Source organism: Pseudomonas sp. 43A, assembly GCF_013363935.1.
GTDB classification, from domain to species: domain Bacteria; phylum Pseudomonadota; class Gammaproteobacteria; order Pseudomonadales; family Pseudomonadaceae; genus Aquipseudomonas; species Aquipseudomonas crudilactis.
In genome coordinates, this window is sequence record NZ_CP054880.1 from 5,121,811 (window position 1) to 5,145,721 (window position 23,911).

Consider the following 23,911-nt stretch of genomic DNA (forward strand, 5'->3'; position numbering starts at 1 on the left):
CAGGCAACGCTGTCCGCACCCCAGAACCGTCGGCGGATGCTGCACCAGACGCGACCGGGCGCCTGCCATCGGTAGTGGTCAACGCATCGCCTGAATCGATTGCCAGGTTGCTGGAGAGCAATATGAATTCCATTACCTGGCCCGCTGCCAATGCCCATATGTTGCGCGCGATCGACAATGGCCTGTTTCACAGCCCGCAGGGCGGCACGTATGCGCAGGTCATCGGCGAGGGTTACCTGCAAGTCGAGCGTCAAACGAACGGGCGTTATCGAGTTTTCTGGCCTGCGTCTCTGGGGGAGCCTGGCCCGTTTCTGCAACAGATCGACGGTCAGCCCTTGTGGAGGCCCGACTCGGTTGATCGAGCGGAGCTCTCCTCCGAGGCAGATCGTGCGAGGGCAGGCGCATCAGGCGGCGAATTGCCCAGTCACCTCACGGCCGACCAGGCCAACTGGCGAACAAGAAATACCGCGGCCAGCCCGGACGGCCTCCGTCACGACAAACGCGGAGCGACCTATGTCGAGATGCAAGACGGCACGCTCTGTCTGGTGCGTCGGCAACCCGAGGGGCACTACCGGCAGGCTTCCGCCCACGAACGAAACTGGCTCGGTGCAGACGTTGAACAGATTCCGGGCAGCGGACAGTGGCGGATAAAAACGCCGCAATCATCATCGCAGCATGATTTACCGCACCCCGTGCACAAACGGCCTGCGAGTGAGGCCGACGAAAGTGTGCCCGCTGCCGGCAAACGCCCCCGCCTGGCAGAGGAGCAAACACCAGACGACACAGGGTCAATATCCGGGACGACAGCTGATGCCCGACCGCTGGCACCGGCCACGTCTGCCGGGGAATGGCGGCACTGGGGGATGCCCCTCAAACCCGAATGGCATGACTCCATAGAAATAGACGGCCAGCACTACGTGATCGTGCCGCAACGCGTACTGCCTGACACTACCCTGGTCTTCCTTCAACACCCGCTGTTCAGTCCGGGTCGATACGACGCGTTCGAGCAGATGCTCAAGAATAATCCGTCACTGCAACCGAAGTGGGCCATCAGGAAAGATGACCAATGGACAGTGGTGGAACTCCCGTCATTCGAAAAATCGCTGACTGAGTCTGTAGCCACCTCTTTCCGGTACCTGGCCGACCACTCCTTGAGCGCCATCGCCAGAGCAGCGTTCAACGAGGTCAACCACAGCGAAGTCATCAACGGTGATGGACTGCGCGTGTTGTTCGACACCTTCTATCACTGGGAAAACCGAACCCTTGCCCTCGCCTCCAGACGCGAGCTCGCTGACCCGCTGATGATGCTTCCCGTGTTGCCCAGCCAACCCTCCGCCCATCTGAATGGACAGACACTGTTGCTGCCCTCGCCCTTTGCCACGGGTCTGGAACGCATCGACTTTGATACCCGGATGTTCGAACAACGATGGCGTGAGGCCGTGCACGCCCCCGGCTCCAGCCTGCGCGCGTTATTCAGCGAGCTCCTGCAGGACAACGGTTATGCCGTGGATCGCACCAGTCGACTGTTCAGCGAGGATTCCTTGCTGTTTCAGCGCAGCACTCTGGACGTGGTGTTCGTCTTGCGTCTGCGTCCAAGCACCCCGGACGGGAGGGTGAATCGCAGGAGCGATCCTGGCGACGAACTGCTGGTACCGACACTCAGGGCCCGCCTGGCGCGATCCAGATGGCGGCAAATGCTCGAACCCGACAAGGTCATTTACCTGGTCGGTGGCACGCAAACCGTCTCTGCGCAGCAGACGCTGCTGTTCATCGTCAGAGAAGGTTGAGCGCCATGTCCATCCCCAACCAACTCCATCGAGAATGACCTGCATGGCCAAACCACCAAAAAAAATCCCGGGTACCGCCGTAGCCGATTCCACCACGGGGCCCCGTTCACCGGCGGCGGAGTCGGCTGATATCAGTCCCGCCCCTGGCGCGGCTATCGACACCGTGCGGGTGGGTGAACAGCGCATGGCTGACCTCACACCCCATGTGCCGACCGGCGAATTGCCCCCCCCACCATCGGTGCTGGTCAGCGACCTGCCTGCCCACCGTCCATTGTCACCCAATACTGCGTTGCGCTCGCTCACCTGGCCCGCTGAACACCTGCATTTGTTGATTCCTCTGGATATCGACAGCGGCCTGTCCATCAGCGCCGATGGCAGAATTTATGCCGCTGTCGAAAACGAAGGCCATTTGCTGGTCGAGCGCCAATCCGACGGTCGCTATCAGATTCCCTTCGATTTTGCCCCCGGAGTGCCCGGCCCGTTCATCAGCAAAATCAGGGACCAGTCATTGTGGCGTTTCGAGATCCCGGCCTGGCTTGTCGAAGACTCAGGCAGACCAGCCCCCTTCACGCCCCCGCCTGGCCCGATTGCCGGTCACACGCCGACATACCTGGCTCCGCATCTGGCGGCCCGGCTTTCTCCAGCAACAGACTCACCCGATGCGATCCGGTATGACCGGTACCGAAAAACCTATGTGGACACCGCCGAAGGCACGGTCATGGTGGGGAAAAATGACGACGGCGATTATCAGCAAACCTCCGCCGCAGATCGCCACCCCTCTGGCGTATTTCTGGAACGGATGCCCGGAACGCTCTACTGGCGGCAAAAAAATCCGCAAACCTCTGCCCGCCACGACAATCCACGTCAGGACAGGCGCCGACCTGCGACGCCGACCGATTCCGCACCAAGCCCCGGTAAACGGTCATTCATGGGCCACGACGCAGACAGTGCCACCGATACGCAGGCACTTGCCCAAAGCCTGATTTCGTCAAGCGAAGGCGCGCTCGATCTGTCTCACGGGGCATGGCGCGACTGGGGCAAGACAACCCCCTGGCCGCTGGAAACGCACGTTGAAATCGACAACCTTTATTACCCGGTGGTGACTCAGACCCTAATCGCCGACACCCCCATGGCCTATATGAAACACCCACGGTTTTCACCGGATCTGTATGACAATTTCGAGCGCATGCTTGTCACCGACCCCGCCTTGCAACCCCGGTGGGTGGTCAAGGTCAATGATCGGTGGAGCGTTCTGGGCCAGCGCTTGCCGTTCGAGTTGCCGCTGACGCAATACATTTCAGCCCATTTCAAATATCTCACCGAGGAATCGACCAGTTTCCTCGCCCGAGCCATGTACAACCAGGCCAACAGATCCGAAATCATCAACGGCCACGGTCTGGCGGTATTGAATCAGACGTTGCGCTTCTGGGCCGACCGGACGAACAACAAGGTGCAGCGACAGGATCTGGCCGAGCCACTTTGCCTGTTGCGCAAACTGCCGCCCTTGAATGAGGCCCAACGGTCATCAGCGCTTCCTTCCTCGCTGGGTGAAGGTTTGCAGCGACTGGATTTCGATCCGGGGCAATTTGCTCAGCTCTGGATCGATCATGCCGTGCTGCCGGCGACACCTGAACTGCGAAAACTGTTCAGCGCCGTACTGACGAAAAACGGCTACCGCCTCGAGTCTGCAACGCTCAGCACTGGTGAAAACACGCTGCTGTTCCACCGGGAAAAGATCAACAGCCTGTTTGTATTGACCTTCCCAGCAGTCAGCGGTCAGCAAATACAGCGCAACGCAACGCCCGGTATTGCCTGGAGCGATACCGACCTGCAAATCCGTATGGGTGAAAAACAGCAAACATTGGCCACTTATAGAGAGGAACAGCGGCTGGTCCATCTATTGGGTGGCATTGATAAACGCACGCAACGTCTGGCAACGCTGTTTATCGTCAGGGAGGGCTGAGTCTTTCCTGGACAAGTACAACCAATGAAATAACCCAACGTCGCAAGGCGACGATGGCCATTTGTTGTCTGCGGGACGACCGTTACAGGCACCCCGCAACAAACACTGCACGGCCCATTCAATCAACCCATGGCCCGACAACATTCAACCATCGATCACTTAGAGATACGCCAATGACTAAACCACCCAAGCCCCCGATAGGCAATCGAACGCCTGATGCTTCTACGACCCGACCGGTGCAGGATCAGGGGCCGCCCCATTCGCCCGCCCTTATGATTGGCCCTATGCCTGGCCCGTTGCTTGCCTCGTTCCTCGACAATGTTCCCACCGCAAGTTCAGGGAGGGATACAAGCCCACAAGTAACAGTGACGTACATAACCGATCCAGTGACTACCGACCTCAATGCGAAACTCAGGGAGATTTCCTGGCCCGCCTTGCAGAGTCATCTGCTGCGACCGCATGAATCCGTGGACGGTTTGTTTTTCAGTCCAGAAGGTCACCTTTATGCGCATCTTGGTGAAGGTGGCTATTACCGCGCCGAACACAACGTCGATGGCGACTTGCAGATTCCCTGGCCCGCCGCTCCGGGTGTAACGCCTCCCCTGCTGAAAAAAATCGCCGGTCAGCCACGCTGGCGTCTCGAGGCCGACTGGTATTCCCGCCCGCCAACGTCTGAAACCCGGTTACCGCCAGTGCTGGCACCCGCGCCTCCCTCACAGACGTCACTCTTTCTGCCCCCGCACCTCGCGGCGCTGCTGACCATTGCGCCAGACACCACGAACGGTATCCGTTACGACAAGCACAAAAATGCCTACGTCAACATGGCAGAAGGCACTGCCATGGTGCGCCGCAACGATGATGGCCAGTTTGAACTGGCGTGGTCCGGACAGCGGTCAACCGGCGATCTGGTCGAGCAGATACCGCAAACAACGCTCTGGCGTCGCAAGGTCGGCGGCGCGGTGCAAGCGGACAATCGCCGACCAGCCCCCGCCGCCGAGGAGCCGACAGCCGGGCCAAGCAAACGGCCACGCCTGGAGGCTGAACCGGACGCTACCGGGCCGTCTGCTCCTGTGTCATCTGCCAGCGACTGGCATGCCTGGGGAAGCGCCGTAAAACCAAGCACCGGAGACTCTATCGAGATCGACGGACAACACTATCCGATCGTTTCGCAGGCGGGACATGCCACTGACGCCCTGGTCTTTATCAAACCCCCACTGTTCGCCGCCGAAGGCTTCGAGGCTTTCGAGCAGATGTTACGCACCACCCCGCAGTTGCAGCCCAAGGGCGCAGTGAAGTTGAAGGAAAGATGGGGAATACCGATCAACGACAAATGGGAGGTCGTCGCTGGCCCTCCATTTAAAAAACCCCTCGCGCAGTACGTGGCCGATACTTTTCCATACATGGCAGAGCATTCGGCGAGTGCCGTCGCCCGCGCCATGTTCAATCGAGCCAATCACGCCGAAACGCTCAATGGTTACGGGCTGAACGATTTGTTTGAAACCTTCCAGTATTGGGCAGTCAGGCCGCAAAACATGTGGGATCAAAAAGTCAGCCGATACGATCTGGTCGACCCGTTGTTGTTACTGCCTGCGCTTTCCCGACCCGGCGAGAGTTACATTGCCAAACCGTCAGGATTCGCCGAAGGCCTGCAACGTATCGACTTCGATTTGCAGCGCGTGCCTCAGCATTTGCGCAAGATCAACGACGAGTATCGCAGCAAAAAACTGCGAACACTGTTCCAGAGCATTCTGACGGAACAGGGTTATCAGGTTTCCTATAGCTTTCGGGGATCGGCGGCCCAGCAAGATGCATTGATGATTCAGCAGCAAGGTGTCGACCTTGTATTCATCCTGCGCTTCCCGGCCTTGATGCAGGGCAACTACCTGGATTTCGATGTCACGAACTGGCTGCGAACCAAAGCACTGGTCAACAAACATGAGCCTTCCGACGAGGCACTGTTGAACAAAGCACTCGCCGAAGACAAGGTCGTATATTTGATAGGCGGTCTGGAAAGAGATCCTTCGGGCCAACCGAGTCTTTTTGTTTTCCGACAAAAATAACGATCGCTTCGGTTCAAGCCTTAAGCCTGGCCAAGTCTGACATCAGCCCGACGCAGACGAAAAAAAGCCCGCAGTGTGAGCGGGCGAAAGACCAAAGAAGCTATATGCGCAGTCGCTTCCCGGTGGGGGCAGCTGCTTGGGGGTCAGCTGCCCCGGTACGTGGAATAGCTGTAAGGCGAAATCAGCAATGGCACGTGGTAGTGATCCTGTTCGGCAGAAATGCCGAAGCGCAGCACCACCACGTCCAGAAAGGCCGGCTCCGGCAACTGAACGCCTCGGGCGCGGTAGTAATCGCCCGCGTGGAACTGAACCTGATAAACGCCGGTACGATAATCATCGCCTTGCAGCAGCGGCGCATCGACCCGGCCATCGCTGTTGGTTACAGCACTGGCGACCAATTCCAGGTGCGAACCTTCAACGCGGTACAGCTCGACCTTGATCGAACTGCCAGGGCAACCGTGTGCAGCGTCCAAAACGTGTGTTGTCAAACGTCCCATTGATTCTGCGCGCCTGGCCGCAAAGAGCAGTCAGACTTCGCGCCTCCCGAAGTCAGTTGAAAAGGAGACCGCACCGATTCGGAGCACGAAAAGTTGCGGCGAGCGACTGATTAAGACACTTTTCAAAAAAATTGTACACAATAAAAACGACATTTTTCACACCACCCCCGCCATTCGGGGGTTTCCTCGAGTTCTGCCAGCAACACGCCTATTCATTGAACCTCCTATCCATTAGCTGACTGGTCAGGCAGGTTTCTTGCAGGCTCACGCCAATAGCAGCAAAAGATGACAGTCGGTGAAAAATGCGAAAATTCAGGCTTACAAATTGCGAATAAAGTTGTATACAATCAGCCCATCGCTGTGACGCCAGCCTGCCAGGCCGCCACACAAATCTGTCAACGAACAAGAAGGAAGACTGCAGTGAGCGCTGACTACCCACGCGACCTGATCGGTTACGGCAGTAACCCTCCTCACCCACACTGGCCGGGCAATGCCCGCATCGCCCTGTCGTTCGTACTCAATTACGAAGAAGGCGGCGAGCGCAACATTCTGCACGGCGACAAAGAATCCGAAGCCTTCCTGTCCGAGATGGTTGCTGCCCAGCCGCTGCAAGGCGCGCGCAATATGAGCATGGAATCGCTTTACGAGTATGGCAGCCGCGCCGGCGTCTGGCGGATTCTGAAACTGTTCAAGGAATTCGACATTCCGTTGACCATCTTCGCCGTCGCCATGGCCGCCCAGCGCCACCCGGACGTGATCCGCGCAATGGTCGATGCCGGCCACGAGATCTGCAGCCACGGCTATCGCTGGATCGACTACCAGTACATGGACGAAGCGCAGGAACGTGAGCACATGCTCGAAGCGATCCGCATCCTCACCGAAATCACCGGTGAGCGCCCACTGGGCTGGTACACCGGCCGCACCGGCCCGAACACCCGTCGTCTGGTCATGGAAGAAGGTGGTTTCCTCTACGACTGCGACACCTACGACGACGACCTGCCCTACTGGGAACCGAACAACCCGACCGGCAAGCCGCATCTGGTGATCCCGTACACCCTCGACACCAACGACATGCGCTTCACGCAGGTGCAGGGTTTCAACAAGGGTGACGATTTCTTCGAATACCTCAAAGACGCGTTCGATGTGCTTTATGCCGAAGGCGCTGAAGCACCGAAGATGCTCTCGATCGGTCTGCACTGCCGCCTGATCGGCCGTCCGGGTCGCATCGCTTCGCTCAAACGCTTTATCGAATACGCCAAAAGTCATGAACAGGTGTGGTTCAGCCGCCGCGTCGATATCGCGCGTCACTGGCACGAAACCCAGCCGTACCAAGGGGCCGCCCAATGAGCCGCTTTCAAACCCTGCAACCGTCGAGCCTGAGCCGCGACGCTTTCGTCAAAGCCTTCGCCGACATCTACGAACATTCGCCATGGGTGGCCGAGAAGGCCTATGACCTGGGCGCGGACGCTTCGATCGACGAGATCGAAACCCTGCACCAGCGCATGAGCGACATCCTGTTGAGCGCCGATCACGCCAGTCAACTGGCACTGATCAACGCTCACCCGGACCTGGCCGGCAAAGCTGCCGTTCAGGGCCAACTGACCGAAGCCAGCACCAATGAACAGGCTGGCGCCGGTATTCACCAATGCACGGCCGAAGAGTTCCAGCGCTTCACCGAGCTGAACGACGCCTACAAAGCCAAGTTCAAGTTTCCCTTCATCATGGCGGTAAAAGGCAGCAACCGGCATCAGATCCTCGCGGCGTTCGAAACGCGCATTCACAACTCGGAAGATACCGAGTTCAAATGCGCGCTGGCGGAGATCAACAAGATTGCCCTGTTCCGTTTACTGACTCTTTAGCAAGCCTGACCCGAGTACATCAGACGCGGAGAGTACCCAGGGTCTTGCAAGCATCCCCAGCCACTTATTTAAAGGCAGACAAGAAGAATGAAAGCTTACGCCGTACCTTTCGAAAAATTCGTCAACCTGGCCGATGCCCGTCTGGGCACCAAAATCATCTCGGTCACCGATGACTGGTTCGCAGACGCCAATCGTCTGTTCCAACCGACCCCGGCCGTATGGAAGGAGGGCGTGTTCGATGACAACGGCAAGTGGATGGACGGCTGGGAATCGCGCCGCAAGCGCTTCGAAGGCTTCGACAGCGCTGTGATTCGTCTGGGCGTACCGGGCTCGATCAAAGGCGTGGACATCGACACTTCATTCTTCACCGGCAACTTCCCGCCATCGGCCTCTCTGGAAGCGTGCTTCCTGGCCTCGGGCGAGCCTGATGAAAACACTCAGTGGACTGAAGTGCTGTCGGCCGTCGAGCTGCAGGGCAACAGCCACCACTACCACGAAATCAGCAACGACCAAGCGTTCAGCCACCTGCGCTTCAACATCTACCCGGACGGCGGTGTAGCCCGTCTGCGCGTGTACGGCATTCCGTTCCGCGACTGGTCGGCGGTTGGCGATAACGAGCAAGTCGATCTGGCAGCAGCCCTTAACGGTGGCCGCGCCCTCGCCTGCTCCGACGAACACTTCGGCCGCATGAGCAACATCCTCAACCCGGGCCGTGGCATCAACATGGGCGACGGCTGGGAAACTGCACGTCGTCGTACCCCGGGCAATGACTGGGTCATCGTCGCGCTGGGTCATCCGGGCGAGATCGAGAAGATCGTCGTCGACACCCTGCACTTCAAAGGCAACTACCCGGACACCTGCTCGATCCAGGGCGCGTTCGTCAAGGGCGGTACTGACAGCCAGATCGAAACCCAGTCGCTGTTCTGGCGTGAACTGCTGCCGAGCCAGAAGCTGGAAATGCACGCCGAACACACCTTCGTCGAGCAGATCAAGGCGCTGGGCCCGATCACCCACATCCGCCTGAATGTGTTCCCGGATGGTGGCGTGAGTCGCCTGCGCGTTCTCGGCAAGGTCGCGAAGTAAGCAGTGAAGCCATTCGCGAGCAAGCTCGCTCCCACATTTGGAATGCATTCCCCTGTGGGAGCGAGCTTGCTCGCGAAAGCGCCATAACAGTCAACACAGAATTCGGATAAGAAGAACAGCATGCGCACACTAACGATTGAACCGCTGACCAAAGAAGCCTTCGCCCCTTTCGGTGACGTCATCGAAACCGACGGCAGCGATCACTTCATGATCAACAACGGTTCGACCATGCGCTTCCACAAACTGGCGACGGTCGAAACCGCTCAGCCTGAGGACAACGCGATCATCAGCATCTTCCGCGCCGACGCGCAGGACATGCCGCTGACCGTTTGCATGCTGGAACGCCATCCGCTGGGCAGCCAGGCTTTCATTCCGCTGCTCGGCAACCCCTTTCTGATCGTGGTCGCGCCCCTTGGCGATGAACCTGTATCAGGCTTGGTCCGCGCCTTCGTCACCAACGGCAGGCAGGGCATCAATTACCATCGCGGCGTTTGGCACCATCCGGTGCTGACGATCGAAAAGCGGGATGACTTCCTGGTGGTTGATCGCAGTGGCACAGGCAATAACTGCGATGAGCATTTTTTCAAAGAGGATGAGCGTTTGATCCTCGCCCCCCACCAATAAGAGAAGGTCTGATCACTCGACAACAAGAGTGACAGGCGAGAGGTAAAGACTGTGGAAGCACATCTGTTGGAATGGCTGAACCTGAGCGTGCGCTGGGTTCACATGATTACTGGCGTGGCCTGGATCGGCGCGTCGTTCTACTTCGTCTGGCTGGAGAACAACCTCAACCGCGTCAACCCGAAAACCGGCCTGGCCGGTGACCTGTGGGCGATCCACGGTGGCGGTATCTATCACCTGGAAAAATACAAACTGGCCCCACCGGCGATGCCGGAGAACCTGCACTGGTTCAAATGGGAAGCCTACTTCACCTGGATGTCGGGTATCGCGCTGCTGTGCGTGGTGTTCTACTCCAATCCAACGCTCTACCTGCTGGCTCCGGGCAGCACCCTGAGCGGCCCTGAAGGCGTGGCAATCGGTATCGGCTCGCTGTTCCTCGGCTGGTTCATCTACTCCTTCCTCTGTGATTCGGCCCTGGGCAAACGCCCTGCTCTGCTCGGCTTCATCCTGTTCGTGCTGATCATCGGCGCGGCGTATGGCTTCAGCAAAGTGTTCAGCGGTCGTGGTGCGTACCTGCACGTCGGCGCGATCATCGGCACGATCATGGTCGGCAACGTGTTCCGCATCATCATGCCGGCGCAACGCGCACTGGTCGCGGCGATTGCCGAGAACCGCACGCCGGACCCGGCGCTGCCAGCCAAAGGCTTGCTGCGTTCGCGTCACAACAACTACTTCACCCTGCCGGTGCTGTTCATCATGATCAGCAACCACTTCCCGAGCACTTATGGCAGCCAGTACAACTGGTTGATCCTCGCCGGGATCGCCGTGTTGGCGGTGTTGGTGCGTCACTACTTCAACACCCGTCACGACAGCCACAAGTTTGCCTGGACTCTGCCGGTTGCGGCGGTGGGCATGATCACTCTCGCCTACGTCACCGGCCCAACGCCGATGTCGACCGCGCCGGAAGTGGCCAAGGCACCAGCGAAAATCGAGTACCAACCGCTGCCGGAAACGGCACTGGGCGGCGGCGCGAAACCGGCTGAAGCAGCACCGGCAGCCCCTGCTGAACCTGCTGCACCAGCACAAGCCTCCAACGCAGGCCCGGGTTTCGACAAAGTGCACACAGTGATCCAGGAACGCTGCGCGGTTTGCCACTCGGCCAAACCAACCAGCCCGCTGTTCAGTGCGGCGCCTGCCGGTGTGATGTTCGACACCCCAGAGCAGATCCGTCAGAACGCGGCACGCATCCAGGCGCAAGCCATCACCACGCAGATCATGCCACTGGGCAACATCACTCAGATGACCCAGCAGGAACGTGACCTGATTGGTGCATGGATCGCCCAGGGAGCACAGACCAACTAAGCCGTAAAACTTCGCGAGCAAGCTCGCTCTCACAAGGACACCTTCAATCCCTGTGGGAGCGAGCTTGCTCGCGAATGGCCGCAACGCGGTCGACCTGATGCAAAGAAACAGCTGTGAGCAACCCGACAGCTGTTAATCACAAGAATAAAAAGATCCGAGGTGTTGCATGTCCGAGCTGTCCAAAGCGCGCATCCCCGACGCACCCGCCATTCAGCGATTGCCCCTTTTGCAACTGATCCTGGTCGGTTTGCAACATGTTCTGCTGATGTACGGTGGTGCCATCGCGGTGCCGCTGATCATTGGACAGGCCGCTGGCCTGAGTCGTGAAGAAATTGCCTTCCTGATCAACGCCGACCTGCTGGTCGCCGGTATCGCCACCATCGTGCAATCCTTGGGCATCGGCCCGATGGGCATTCGCATGCCGGTGATGATGGGCGCCAGTTTTGCCGCTGTCGGCAGCATGGTCGCCATGGCCGGCATGCCCGGTATCGGCCTGCAAGGCATCTTCGGTGCGACGATTGCCGCCGGTTTCTTCGGTATGCTCATCGCGCCGTTCATGTCCAAAGTCGTGCGCTTTTTCCCGCCGCTGGTGACCGGCACGGTCATCACCTCGATCGGTTTGTCGCTGTTCCCCGTGGCCGTGAATTGGGCCGGTGGCGGCGCTGCCGCTGCGCAATTCGGCTCACCGATTTATCTGGCCATCGCCGCTCTGGTGTTGGGCACCATTCTGTTGATTCACCGTTTTATGCGCGGTTTCTGGGTCAATATTTCCGTGTTGATCGGCATGTGCTTTGGCTACCTGCTGTGCGGCGCGATCGGTATGGTCGACCTAAGAGGCATGGCCAACGCGCCATGGGTTCAGTTCGTCACTCCGCTGCATTTCGGCATGCCGAAATTCGAACTCGCACCGATCCTGTCGATGTGTCTGGTAGTCGTGATCATCTTCGTAGAATCCACGGGGATGTTCCTCGCGCTGGGCAAGATCACCGGCCAGGAAGTTTGCCCACGCATGCTGCGTCGCGGCTTGCTGTGCGATGCCGGCGCCTCGTTCGTGGCGGGTTTCTTCAACACGTTTACCCACTCCTCTTTCGCGCAGAACATCGGCCTGGTGCAGATGACCGGCGTGCGCTGCCGCTCGGTGACCATCGTTGCCGGTGGCTTGCTGATCGTGTTGAGCCTGTTGCCGAAAGCCGCATTCCTTGTTGCCTCTATTCCCCCAGCAGTGTTGGGCGGCGCCGCGATTGCGATGTTCGGCATGGTCGCGGCCACCGGCATCAAGATTCTCCAGGAAGCCGACATCGGTGATCGGCGCAACCAACTGCTGGTGGCGGTGAGCATCGGCATGGGCCTGATCCCGGTGGTACGTCCGGAGTTCTTCGCGCATCTACCGCTATGGATGAGCCCGATTACTCACAGCGGCATCGCCATGGCCACGCTCAGCGCGCTGACGCTGAACCTGCTGTTCAACATTCTCGGCGGCAAAGAGCGCGCGGCGATCAACGACTGCCATGCGCATTAACAGCATTACCGATTATCCCTGTGGGAGCGAGCTTGCTCGCGAAGAGGCCATGTCAGTCAACATCCCTGTTGAATGACACACCGCTTTCGCGAGCAAGCTCGCTCCCACAGGGACTGTGCAACGCCCTGCCTCAAACAATAAAAACAAGAGGGAGCAACAGATGATTCGCACGCAAACCAACGTTCTGTTGAGTGGCGGCCTGCTGGCCGCGAGTCAGGCCATGGCCGGCGATTTACTGCTGTGGCAGACCAACAGCCTCAGTTATCTGTACGGCAAGAACTTCGCGATCAACCCGTCGATCCAGCAGACGCTGACCTTCGAGCACGCCGACAAGTGGAAGTACGGCGACAACTTTCTGTTCGTCGACAAGATCTTCTACAACGGCAAAGAAGACGCGAACAAAGGCCCCCACGCCTTCTATGGTGAATTCACCCCGCGCTTCTCGTTCGGCAAGATCTTCGACCAGAAACTCGAGTTCGGCCCGATCAAAGACGTCCTGCTCGCCATGACTTACGAGTACGGCGAAGGCGACAGCGAGGCCTATCTGATCGGCCCCGGTTTCGACCTCAAGGTGCCCGGCTTCAACTACGTCACCCTGAACATCTTCCGCCGCCAGACCGAAGGCCCGCGCCCCGGCGACGGCGTCTGGCAGATCACCCCCGGCTGGTCCTACAGCTTTCCCCTGGGCAATTCCGATGTGCTGATTGACGGCTACCTCGACTGGGTGGTCGACAACGATGAGAACTCGCGCGGCACCTATCACGCCAACCTGCACATCAACCCGCAGATCAAATATGACCTGGGCAAAGCCTTGGGCTGGAGCCACAAGCAACTGTATGTCGGCACCGAATACAGTTATTGGAAAAATAAATACGGCGTCGAAAACACCCACAACTTCGACACCAATCAGAACACCGCCAGCCTGCTGGTCAAGGTGCACTTCTAAGATGGCCCGCAACCGTGCCCCATGCCTGTCGTCGGTGCTCTGTTGCGGGGCACTTGAGACCTGGCCGTTGAGTCAGTATTCTCCGCGGCCTCTTGAATTCGGTCTAAAAAAAAGCCCGGATTTAATTCCTGACCGAAAAGCCAACTTATCCCGGCCCCGGTCAGTACCGAGGCATCCCGAAAACACACTCAATCGACTGTTTTTCAGCAGCCGAGCGGGTGTTTTTTTGCTTTTCGAAAGCCTTGGCTCGGCTCTTGCTAACAGCAACGAAGCTGACCGATCGGATGACTTTTGCAGCAACGAAAAAAGGCGCCACACCAGAGCGCCGATCTTAAAAAAATAAACGTGGAACACCTACTTTGGGAGCAACCGAATGAAACGTATGTGCACCAGCCTGATGCTCGCGGGATCAATGTTGGCCGGCGGCCAGGCCATGGCCGAGGGCCTGCTGCAGTGGCAGAACAACAGCCTGACCTACCTCTATGGCAAGGACTTCCAGGTCAACCCGCGCATCCAGCAGACCGTCACCTTCGAGCACGCCGATGCGTGGAAGTACGGGGACAACTTCTTCTTCCTCGACAAGATCTTCTACAACGGTGGCAAGGACTTCAGCAACGGTCCGAACACCTACTACGGCGAGTTCAGCCCGCGCATCTCGCTGGGCAAAGTGCTCGACCAGAAGATCGAGTTCGGCCCGATCAAAGACGTGCTGGTGGCGATGACTTACGAGTTCGGCGAAGGCGACACCGAGTCGTACCTGATCGGTCCAGGCTTCGACCTGGCGATCCCGGGCTTCGACTACTTCCAGTTGAACTTCTACCAGCGTCACACCCAAGGTGCTCGCGCCGGTGACAACGTCTGGCAGATCACCCCGGTCTGGTCCTACACCATCCCGGTCGGCAAGTCGGACATCCTGATCGACGGCTTCATGGACTGGGTCACCGACAACGACTCCAACTCCAAAGGCGACTACCACGCCAACCTGCACTTCAACCCACAGGTCAAATACGACTTGGGCAAGGCGTTGAGTTTTGGCGAGAAGCAGTTGTATGTCGGTGTGGAATACGACTACTGGAAAGACAAGTACGGCATCGACGACACCGGTGCGTTCAAGACCAATCAGAGCACCACGAGCTTCCTGGTGAAGTTCCACTTCTGATCCGGCGGCGTCCGTATGGACGCCTTCGCGAGCAAGCTCGCTCCCACAGTGGTTCTATGTTGAATGCAAATGCCGCATACGACGCCGAACCCTGTGGGAGCGAGCTTGCTCGCGAATGGCGGCACCACAAATCTCAAGCCGGAACCACCGCTTCGGATATGCCCAAAAACCGGCACAGCTCCTCGCGCTTGGCCAACGCATCACGCCGCCCCAGATCAATCAACTCGCTGCAATACCCCGCCTCGAACAGCAGATAACTCAACACCCCAGCCCCACTGGTCTTGGTCGCTCCCGGCCCGCGCAAGAACAAACGTAACGCCGCCGGCAATTCCTGGCGATGCCGCGCCGCGATCTCATCGATCGGCTGACTCGGCGAAATCACCAACACCTCCACCGGTGCCACACCCAACTCGCGGGTCGGCGTGCCGGCGGGCATCAAGTGGCTGAACTGGTTGAGACGCTGCAGCAACTCGATGTCGCTCTCAAGGCTGTCAATGAACGTGCTGTTGAGCATGTGCCCGCCAATCTGCGCCAGCGTCGGCTGTTGCCCCGTGTAGGCGCGCTCCAGCGGCTGCTGCGGATCAAACCCGCGCGGGTTGCCGCTGACACCCACCACCAGCACCCGGCTCGCCCCTAAGTGCAGCGCCGGGCTGATCGGCGCCGATTGCCGCACCGCGCCATCGCCAAAGTATTCATCGCCAATTTTCACCGGCGCGAACAGCAACGGAATCGCCGAACTGGCCAGCAGGTGATCCACCGACAGCTGCGTCGGCACACCAATACGCCGATGCCGCAGCCATGCATCGATCTTGCCGCCGCCCTGATAGAACGTCACCGCCTGCCCCGACTCATAGCCAAACGCGGTCACCGCCACCGCATGCAATTGCTTGCGCGCAATCGATTCGGCGATGCCGGGCATGTGCAGTTTTTCATTGAGCAGTTCGCGCAGCGGCGAACTATTGAGCAGCGCCACCGGCAATTGCCGACCGAGGCCGAGCAGGCTGTGGCTGACAAAGCGGCTGGCCTGACGGATAACGCCGGGCCAGTCACTGCGCAGCACGCGATGGCTGCGAAAGCCCTGCCAGAACAAGGTGAGACGCTCGATCGCAGCGCGAAAATCCGTGGCACCACTGGCGAGACTGACCGCATTGATCGCCCCAGCCGAGGTGCCGACGATCACCGGAAACGGATTGTCCGCGCCCACCGGCAGCAATTCGGCAATCGCCGCCAGCACCCCCACCTGATACGCCGCCCGAGCCCCGCCGCCGGAAAGAATCAAACCTGTGACCGGTTCAGCTGGGCTCATCGCAACACTCCATGGTGCTTGTCAGTGATTGGTTCAGCGGCGTTTGGCGTACAGCTTCGGCTCGCCCGGTGGACGGCTCTTGAAGCGACGGTGCGCCCACAGATATTGCTCGGGGCAGGCACGCAAGGCGCTCTCGACCCACTGGTTGATGCGGATGCAGTCGGCTTCTTCGGTTTCGCCGGGGAAATCTTCCAGCGGCGGATGAATCACCAAGCGATAACCGCTGCCATCGGCCAGACGCTCCTGCGTGAACGGCACCACCAGCGCCTTACCCAGCCGCGCAAATTTGGTCGTCGCCGTCACAGTCGCCGCTTGAATGCCAAACAGCGGCACGAAGATGCTCTGCTTGGCGCCGTAATCCTGATCCGGCGCATACCAGATCGCGCGACCGGAGCGCAGCAGCTTGAGCATGCCGCGCACGTCGTCACGCTCCACCGCCAGCGAGTCGAGGTTGTGCCGCTCGCGGCCCTGGCGCTGAACATAGTCAAACAACGGATTCTTGTGCTCGCGGTACATGCCGTCGATGGTGTGCTGCTGACCGAGCAACGCCGCACCGATTTCCAGCGTGGTGAAATGCGCCGCCATCAGGATCACGCCTTTGCCTTCGCGCCGGGCCTTTTGCAAATGCTCCAGGCCTTCAACGTGGGCCAGCTTGGCCAGACGCTCGCGCGACCACCACCAGCTCATGGACATTTCAAAAAAAGCGATGCCGGTGGAGGCGAAGTTTTCCTTGAGCAGGCGTTTGCGCTCGGCGGCGGATTTTTCCGGGAAGCACAGCTCAAGATTGCGCTTGGCGATGCGCCGCCGGTCGCCGGCCACGCGATACATCAAGGCGCCCAAAACTCGACCGATGGTCAGCAAGGCCGGATACGGCAACTGCACGATCAGCCACAAAAGCCCCAGACCGCACCAGAGCGGCCAGAAGCGTGGCGATAAAAATGCTTTTCGAAAACGCGGGCGATCCATTAAAGCTTCCGTAAATACAGTGGCCGCGCATTCTACATCGTTCGACCCGGCTTGCGGCCTGCGGGCGTTCTCGTTATAAGTCTCGGCACTTTTAGTGACAAGCCGTTGTATGCCGACATGAGCCAAACCGAACCGTTAGACCAAGATCCCGTATTTCAGCTCAAGGGCAGCATGCTGGCCATTACTGTGCTGGAACTGGCCCGTAACGACCTCGAAAGCCTCGATCGGCAATTGGCCGCCAAAGTCGCCCAGGCGCCGAACTTCTTCAGCAACGCGCCGCTGGTTCTGGCGCTGGACAAACTGCCGCCGAGCGAAGGCGCCGTCGATCTGCCAGGCCTGATGCGCGTCTGCCGCCAACATGGCCTGCGCACCCTGGCGATTCGCGCCAGCCGCATCGAGGACATCGCCGCCGCCATCGCCATCGACATTCCGGTGTTGCCGCCGTCGGGCGCCCGTGAGCGGCCGCTGGAAACACCCGAAGCCGAAGTCAAAAAGAAGCCGGAAAAGCCGCCTGAGCCGACCGTCAAACCGACCCGTGTCATCACTACGCCAGTGCGTGGTGGCCAACAGATATATGCGCAGGGTGGCGATTTGGTCGTGGTGTCTTCGGTCAGTCCGGGGGCGGAACTTCTCGCCGATGGCAACATCCATGTATACGGCCCGATGCGCGGTCGGGCGCTGGCCGGCGTGAAGGGTGACACCAAGGCACGGATATTCTGTCAGCAATTGAGCGCTGAACTGATCTCCATCGCCGGTCATTACAAGGTCTCCGAAGATTTGCGCCGCGACCCTATGTGGGGCTCGGGCGTACAGGTCAGCCTGTCGGGCGACGTGTTGAACATCATTCGGCTTTAACGGATACTGCCGCATTTTCCAAGCATCTCTAAAACGTAGCGAAAACGGCTCAAACGAAGTAGGAAAAAGGCTCAACGCCGAATTCCAGCCAAGGCTGTCCGACTGCAGTAGTTTTCAAGAGATGTTTTTCAGGGGCTAAAAAGTCCTTCTTCCTTAGGGGTGAAACACCTTGGCCAAGATTCTCGTGGTTACATCCGGCAAGGGTGGTGTGGGTAAGACCACCACCAGCGCCGCTATCGGTACCGGCCTCGCTCTGCGCGGCCACAAAACAGTGATCGTCGACTTCGACGTGGGCTTGCGTAACCTTGACCTGATCATGGGTTGCGAGCGCCGCGTGGTGTATGACTTCGTCAACGTGGTCAACGGCGAAGCCAACCTGCAACAGGCACTGATCAAAGACAAGCGCCTGGAAAACCTCTACGTACTGGCCGCCAGTCAGACCCGCGACAAAGACGCGCTGACTGTCGAAGGCGTGGAAAAAGTCCTGATGGAGCTCAAGGAACAATTCGAGTTCGTCGTCTGCGACTCCCCGGCCGGCATCGAAAAAGGTGCACACCTGGCCATGTACTTCGCTGATGAAGCGATCGTCGTGACCAACCCGGAAGTGTCCTCGGTACGAGATTCGGACCGCATGCTCGGCCTGCTGGCGAGCAAATCGCGTCGCGCCGAACGTGGCGAAGACCCGATCAAGGAACACCTGCTGATCACTCGCTACCATCCAGAGCGTGTTGAAAAGGGCGAAATGCTCGGCGTTGAAGACGTCAAGGAAATCCTCTCGGTAACGCTGCTCGGCGTGATCCCGGAATCCCAGGCGGTGCTCAAGGCATCCAACCAGGGCGTGCCGGTGATTCTCGACGACCAGAGCGATGCCGGTCAGGCTTACAGCGATACCGTCGACCGTCTGCTGGGCAAAGAAAAAGCCCACCGTTTCCTCGATGTCGAGAAGAAGGGATTCTTCGAGCGCCTGTTTGGAGGTAGGTAATGAACCTTTTTGACTTCTTTCGTGCCAACAAAAAGCCAAGTACCGCCTCGGTAGCGAAAGAGCGTCTACAGATCATCGTGGCGCATGAGCGCGGCCAGCGCAGCACGCCGGATTACTTGCCAGCCTTGCAGAAGGAACTGGTCGACGTGATCCGCAAGTACGTCAACATCGGTAACGACGACGTACATGTTGCACTGGAAAGCCAGGGCAGTTGCTCGATTCTGGAACTCAACATCACCCTGCCTGATCGCTGAGTCGATCCGGCAGGTACGACGGCGGTTCAGGGCCATCCCATGCGGGAATGGCCCTGAACCGCCGTTGGCATTTGTTACGAGGCTGTTTTAATGCCGCTGTCCAACATCCACATCCTCCATCAGGACGCCGCCGTACTGGTGGTGAACAAGCCGACGTTGCTGCTCTCGGTGCCCGGTCGCGCCGACGACAACAAGGATTGCCTGATTACCCGCCTGCAGGAAAACGGCTACCCGGAAGCGCGCATCGTCCATCGCCTGGACTGGGAAACCTCCGGCATCATTTTGCTTGCGCGTGACGCCGACACGCATCGCGAACTGTCGCGCCAGTTTCACGACCGCGAAACCGAAAAGGCCTACACCGCTTTGGCCTGGGGTCAGCCGGAACTCGACAGTGGCAGCATCGACTTGCCGCTGCGTTACGACCCACCGACCAAACCGCGCCATGTGGTTGATCATGAATTCGGCAAACACGCGCTGACCTTCTGGCGCGTGCTGGAGCGTTGCGGCGACTGGTGTCGCGTCGAGCTGACGCCGATTACCGGTCGTTCGCACCAGTTGCGCGTGCACATGCTGTCGATCGGGCACCCGCTGCTCGGCGACGGGCTCTACGCTCACGAGCAGGCGCTGGCGGCATGGCCGCGTCTGTGCCTGCACGCGAGCATGCTCAGCTTCACCCACCCGCAAACCGGCGAACGCCTGCGCTTCGAGTGCCCCGCACCGTTCTGACAGACCACACTGCCCCCCTGTAGGAGCTGCCGAAGGCTGCGATCTTTTGATCTGGTGTTTCGTAAATCAAAAACAAGATCAAAAGATCGCAGCCTTCGGCAGCTCCTACACGGATCCGGTGCAGATTCAATTCCCCGGCCGATGCGTTAAACTCCCGCCCATTGCTGTCTGGAGTTTCTTATGCGCGAAGAGTTGAACCAAGGCCTGATCGACTTTCTCAAGGCCTCCCCTACCCCGTTCCACGCCACTGCCAGTCTTGTTCAGCGTCTGGAGGCTGCCGGTTTCGTGCGCCTCGACGAGCGCGAGCCATGGACCACCGAGCCGAACGGCCGCTACTACGTCACCCGTAATGACTCTTCGATCGTCGCGATCAAAATGGGCCGCACTTCGCCACTGCACGGCGGTATCCGTCTGGTCGGCGCGCACACTGACAGCCCGTGCCTGCGGGTCAAGCCGCAACCGGAACTGCAGCGTCAGGGTTTCTGGCAACTCGGCGTTGAAGTCTACGGCGGCGCGCTGCTGGCGCCATGGTTCGACCGCGACCTGTCGCTGGCCGGCCGCGTAACCTTCCGTCGCGACGGAAAAGTCGAAAGCCAGTTGATCGACTTCAAGGCACCCATCGCGATCATTCCCAACCTGGCGATTCACCTCAACCGTGAAGCCAATCAAGGCTGGGCGATCAACGCGCAGACCGAACTGCCGCCGATCCTCGCGCAATTCGCCGGTGACGAGCGTGTCGATTTCCGTGCCGTGCTCACCGATCAACTGGCCCGCGAACATGGCTTGAACGCCGACGTCGTGCTGGATTACGAGTTGAGTTTCTACGACACGCAAAGTGCCGCCGTTATTGGCCTCAATGGCGACTTCATCGCCGGCGCGCGTCTCGACAACCTGTTGTCTTGCTACGCCGGCCTGCAAGCCTTGCTCACCGCCGAAACCGATGAAACCTGCGTTCTGGTGTGCAACGACCACGAAGAAGTCGGTTCCTGTTCGGCCTGCGGTGCCGACGGCCCGATGCTCGAACAGACCCTGCGCCGCCTGCTGCCGGAAGGTGACGAGTTCGTCCGCACCATCCAGAAATCCCTGCTGGTCTCGGCCGACAACGCCCACGGTGTACACCCCAACTACGCCGAAAAGCACGACGCCAACCACGGCCCGAAACTCAACGCCGGCCCGGTGATCAAGGTCAACAGCAACCAGCGCTACGCGACCAACAGCGAAACCGCCGGGTTCTTCCGCCACCTGTGCATGGCCGAAGAAGTGCCGGTGCAAAGCTTCGTGGTGCGCAGCGACATGGGCTGTGGCTCGACCATCGGCCCGATCACCGCCAGCCACCTTGGTGTGCGCACTGTCGATATCGGCCTGCCGACCTTCGCCATGCACTCGATCCGCGAACTGTGCGGCAGCCATGACCTGGCGCATCTGGTCAAAGTGCTGAGCGCGTTCTACGCCTGCCGCGAGTTGCCTTAAAACCTTCGGCAGCTCCTACTCAGATCAATACCGGCCGGCAGAAACCGACCTAGACTTACATCATTCATTTCGACAAGGCAGTCTCCATGATCTCGATGTCTTCGTTCCACGCCATGCTCATTCCCATCCTGTGCGGAATGATCCTGTTGGCGATCGGTTTCAACTTCCGTGACAAGAACGCCGGGGTGTTCGCCATGTGGATCGGCATGCTGACGATCCTCGCCACGGTGGTCTACAAGATACTCGCCAAACTCAACGAATAAATCCGCGCCCGGCTCGCATTGAATGGGTGGGCCTCGTACACTCCAGCGAATCCGCCCCTTGCGAGGTTGACCGCCTAGTGTTCGCTCGTCTTTTTGCTTTGCCCAGTCTGTTCCTTGTCTGCCTGATGACACTGCTGCCGATGGCGCCCGCCCACGCGGTCGGCTTGCCTGGTCTGCTCAACACCAACAAGGCCCAGCCAGAAGCCCAGGAACCGCTCGGCCAGTCCCTCGACGAAGTCATCAAGTCGCTGGAAAACGACAAGCAACGCGCGCAACTGCTGACCGACCTGAAAAAGCTGCGCGACGCCACCAAAAAGGCCCAGGCCAGCCCCGAAGAAGGCGTACTCGGCCTGATCGGCGGCACCCTCGCCAACTTCGAAAAGCAATTCACCGGTGCCGACAGCCCGCTCAACCGCTGGGGCAACGAGTTCGACCTGGCCAAGGACGAACTGAGCGCGATGCTGCTACCGGCCAACGAGTGGCTGCCGATCATTTTCGGTTTCGCCATGATCCTGATGGTCTGGAGCCTGCTCGCCGCCGCGCTGATCTGGCTCAGTCACCGGGTACGCATGCGCTTCGGCCTCACCGAAGAACTGCCGCAACACCCCAAAGCCCTCGACATGCTGCGCTTTGCATTACGCAAGCTCGGGCCATGGCTGATCGCGTTGGTAATGACCGTCTACATGAGCTACGCGCTACCGTCGTCGCTAGGCAAAAGCCTGGCGATGGTGCTGGCGTATGCGCTGGTGGTCGGCACCTGTTTCTCGGCGATCTGCGTGATCGCGTTTTCCCTGCTCGATGGCCCGCATCGCCATCGGGCGCTGTACATCCTGCGTCATCAGGCGTTTCGGCCGCTGTGGCTGATCGGCAGCTTCGCCGCGTTCGGTGAGGCGCTGAACGATCCACGCCTGATCGAAAGCCTGGGCGTGCATCTGGCCCACACCGCCGCGACCATCGCCAATGTCCTCGCGGCGCTGTCGACCGGTCTGTTTATCCTGCGTTTCCGCCGACCGATTGCGCACCTGATCCGCAACCAGCCGCTGTCGCGACGCCTGACCCGCCGCGCCCTCAGCGACACCATCGAAATCCTCGGCACCTTCTGGTACGTGCCGGCGCTGGTGCTGGTCGGCATCTCGCTGTTCGCCACCTTCGTTTCCGCCGGCGACACCAGCACTGCCTTGCGCCAGTCGCTGATCTGCACCGTGCTGCTGGTTATGTGTATGGTGATCAACGGCCTCGTGCGCCGCCACTCACTGAAACCGCAACGCGGACCGAAACGCCACGCGCTGTACTCCGAACGCCTGAAAAACTTCTTCTACACCCTCGCGCACCTGGTGGTCTGGCTGGTCTTCATCGAACTCGGCCTGCGCGTGTGGGGCCAGTCGCTGATCGCTTTCGCCGAAGGCGAAGGGCACGACGTCAGCGTCAAACTCTTCAGCCTGATCGGCACACTGATTTTCTCCTGGCTGATCTGGATCCTCGCCGACACCGCCGTGCATCACGCCCTTACCCGCTCGCGCAAAGGTCTGGCGAATGCCCGTGCGCAAACGATGATGCCGCTGATCCGCAACGTGCTGTTCGTGGCGATTTTCATCATTGCGCTGATCGTCGCGCTGGCGAACATGGGCATGAACGTCACGCCACTATTGGCCGGTGCCGGTGTGATCGGTCTGGCCATCGGTTTCGGTGCACAGTCGCTGGTTGCGGACTTGATCACCGGCTTGTTCATCATCATCGAAGACTCACTGGCCATCGATGACTACGTCGACGTCGGCGGCCACCTCGGCACCGTCGAAGGGCTGACCATCCGCACCGTGCGCCTGCGCGACATCGACGGCATCGTTCACACCATCCCGTTCAGCGAAATCAAAAGCATCAAGAACTACTCACGGGAGTTCGGCTACGCGATCTTCCGCGTCGCGGTGCCGTACAACATGGAAATCGACGACGCGATCAAACTAATGCGCGAAGTCGGTCAGAAGATGCGTACCGATCCACTGCAACGGCGCAATATCTGGTCGCCGCTGGAGATTCAGGGGGTCGAGAGTTTCGAATCCGGCAGCGCGATCCTGCGCGCACGGTTCAAGACTGCGCCGATCAAACAGTGGGAAGTTTCCCGGGCGTTCAACCTGTCGCTAAAGCGCCATCTCGACGAAGCCGGACTCGATCTGGCAACGCCGCGCATGAGCGTGCAAGTGATCACTGCCGGTGGCGGCGAGCCGAAGGAATAGCA

The 23,911-nt window shown here is 59.5% G+C and carries 21 protein-coding genes; 18 read left to right on the forward strand and 3 right to left on the reverse strand.

Annotated features, from left to right (window positions below):
• Window positions 1-122 precede the first annotated feature (122 nt).
• From HUW52_RS22330 to HUW52_RS22340, 3 genes are all read left to right on the forward strand, one after another.
• The gene (locus HUW52_RS22330) at window positions 123-1,787 is read left to right on the forward strand and encodes a hypothetical protein (RefSeq protein WP_175554934.1); all 1,665 of its coding nucleotides are present in this window, start codon (window positions 123-125) and stop codon (window positions 1,785-1,787) included.
• 43 nt (window positions 1,788-1,830) lie between these two features.
• Complete coding sequence (locus HUW52_RS22335; RefSeq protein WP_175554935.1) at window positions 1,831-3,750, forward strand: hypothetical protein; 1,920 nt, start codon at window positions 1,831-1,833, stop codon at window positions 3,748-3,750.
• 284 nt (window positions 3,751-4,034) lie between these two features.
• Window positions 4,035-5,810, forward strand: coding sequence for a hypothetical protein (locus HUW52_RS22340; RefSeq protein WP_175554936.1), 1,776 nt, complete (start codon window positions 4,035-4,037; stop codon window positions 5,808-5,810).
• 143 nt (window positions 5,811-5,953) lie between these two features.
• Here the strand turns inward: HUW52_RS22340 and uraH are convergent, their stop codons facing one another.
• Entirely contained in the window at window positions 5,954-6,307 is a 354-nt protein-coding gene (gene uraH / locus HUW52_RS22345) for a hydroxyisourate hydrolase (protein ID WP_007913983.1), read from the reverse strand.
• Window positions 6,308-6,727: 420 nt separating this feature from the next.
• On the opposite strand from uraH, the gene puuE reads away from it, so the two are divergent.
• The 8 genes from puuE to HUW52_RS22385 all read left to right on the forward strand — a co-directional run bounded on the left by puuE (window position 6,728) and on the right by HUW52_RS22385 (window position 14,856).
• Window positions 6,728-7,654: an allantoinase PuuE gene (gene puuE, locus HUW52_RS22350; protein ID WP_038366990.1), complete on the forward strand. Its 927-nt coding sequence runs from the start codon at window positions 6,728-6,730 to the stop codon at window positions 7,652-7,654.
• Window positions 7,651-8,166, forward strand: coding sequence for a 2-oxo-4-hydroxy-4-carboxy-5-ureidoimidazoline decarboxylase (uraD, locus tag HUW52_RS22355; protein WP_038366993.1), 516 nt, complete (start codon window positions 7,651-7,653; stop codon window positions 8,164-8,166). The genes puuE and uraD overlap by 4 nt, the downstream gene beginning before the upstream one ends.
• A gap of 87 nt (window positions 8,167-8,253) precedes the next feature.
• On the forward strand, window positions 8,254-9,249 hold the full coding sequence (gene alc / locus HUW52_RS22360) for an allantoicase (RefSeq protein WP_007913974.1): 996 nt from the start codon (window positions 8,254-8,256) through the stop codon (window positions 9,247-9,249).
• A 120-nt stretch (window positions 9,250-9,369) separates the two neighbouring features.
• On the forward strand, window positions 9,370-9,873 hold the full coding sequence (locus HUW52_RS22365) for an ureidoglycolate lyase (RefSeq protein WP_016982872.1): 504 nt from the start codon (window positions 9,370-9,372) through the stop codon (window positions 9,871-9,873).
• Window positions 9,874-9,924: 51 nt separating this feature from the next.
• Window positions 9,925-11,232: a urate hydroxylase PuuD gene (locus HUW52_RS22370; protein WP_175554937.1), complete on the forward strand. Its 1,308-nt coding sequence runs from the start codon at window positions 9,925-9,927 to the stop codon at window positions 11,230-11,232.
• 166 nt (window positions 11,233-11,398) lie between these two features.
• Window positions 11,399-12,751: a nucleobase:cation symporter-2 family protein gene (locus HUW52_RS22375; RefSeq protein WP_175554938.1), complete on the forward strand. Its 1,353-nt coding sequence runs from the start codon at window positions 11,399-11,401 to the stop codon at window positions 12,749-12,751.
• Window positions 12,752-12,911: 160 nt separating this feature from the next.
• Complete coding sequence (locus tag HUW52_RS22380) at window positions 12,912-13,697, forward strand: outer membrane protein OmpK (RefSeq protein WP_016982869.1); 786 nt, start codon at window positions 12,912-12,914, stop codon at window positions 13,695-13,697.
• Window positions 13,698-14,070: 373 nt separating this feature from the next.
• A complete protein-coding gene (locus HUW52_RS22385) occupies window positions 14,071-14,856 on the forward strand; it encodes an outer membrane protein OmpK (RefSeq protein WP_007913962.1) in 786 nt (261 codons plus the stop codon).
• Between the two features lie 133 nt (window positions 14,857-14,989).
• Here the strand turns inward: HUW52_RS22385 and HUW52_RS22390 are convergent, their stop codons facing one another.
• On the reverse strand, window positions 14,990-16,162 hold the full coding sequence (locus tag HUW52_RS22390) for a patatin-like phospholipase family protein (RefSeq protein WP_016982868.1): 1,173 nt from the start codon (window positions 16,160-16,162) through the stop codon (window positions 14,990-14,992).
• 33 nt (window positions 16,163-16,195) lie between these two features.
• Window positions 16,196-17,128: a lipid A biosynthesis lauroyl acyltransferase gene (locus HUW52_RS22395; protein ID WP_175554939.1), complete on the reverse strand. Its 933-nt coding sequence runs from the start codon at window positions 17,126-17,128 to the stop codon at window positions 16,196-16,198.
• A gap of 117 nt (window positions 17,129-17,245) precedes the next feature.
• On the opposite strand from HUW52_RS22395, the gene minC reads away from it, so the two are divergent.
• From minC to HUW52_RS22430, 7 genes are all read left to right on the forward strand, one after another.
• The gene (gene minC, locus HUW52_RS22400) at window positions 17,246-17,983 is read left to right on the forward strand and encodes a septum site-determining protein MinC (protein ID WP_026000431.1); all 738 of its coding nucleotides are present in this window, start codon (window positions 17,246-17,248) and stop codon (window positions 17,981-17,983) included.
• A 169-nt stretch (window positions 17,984-18,152) separates the two neighbouring features.
• Complete coding sequence (gene minD / locus HUW52_RS22405; RefSeq protein ID WP_007913953.1) at window positions 18,153-18,965, forward strand: septum site-determining protein MinD; 813 nt, start codon at window positions 18,153-18,155, stop codon at window positions 18,963-18,965.
• Window positions 18,965-19,219, forward strand: a complete 255-nt coding sequence (gene minE / locus HUW52_RS22410; protein ID WP_003223146.1) for a cell division topological specificity factor MinE — start codon at window positions 18,965-18,967, stop codon at window positions 19,217-19,219. The genes minD and minE overlap by 1 nt, the downstream gene beginning before the upstream one ends.
• A 90-nt stretch (window positions 19,220-19,309) precedes the next feature.
• Window positions 19,310-19,945, forward strand: coding sequence for an RluA family pseudouridine synthase (locus HUW52_RS22415; protein ID WP_016982865.1), 636 nt, complete (start codon window positions 19,310-19,312; stop codon window positions 19,943-19,945).
• Between the two features lie 180 nt (window positions 19,946-20,125).
• A complete protein-coding gene (locus tag HUW52_RS22420) occupies window positions 20,126-21,415 on the forward strand; it encodes a M18 family aminopeptidase (RefSeq protein WP_007919200.1) in 1,290 nt (429 codons plus the stop codon).
• A gap of 86 nt (window positions 21,416-21,501) precedes the next feature.
• Complete coding sequence (locus HUW52_RS22425; RefSeq protein ID WP_162835980.1) at window positions 21,502-21,678, forward strand: hypothetical protein; 177 nt, start codon at window positions 21,502-21,504, stop codon at window positions 21,676-21,678.
• A gap of 77 nt (window positions 21,679-21,755) precedes the next feature.
• A complete protein-coding gene (locus tag HUW52_RS22430; RefSeq protein WP_175554940.1) occupies window positions 21,756-23,909 on the forward strand; it encodes a mechanosensitive ion channel family protein in 2,154 nt (717 codons plus the stop codon).
• The last annotated feature ends 2 nt before the right edge of the window (window positions 23,910-23,911 follow it).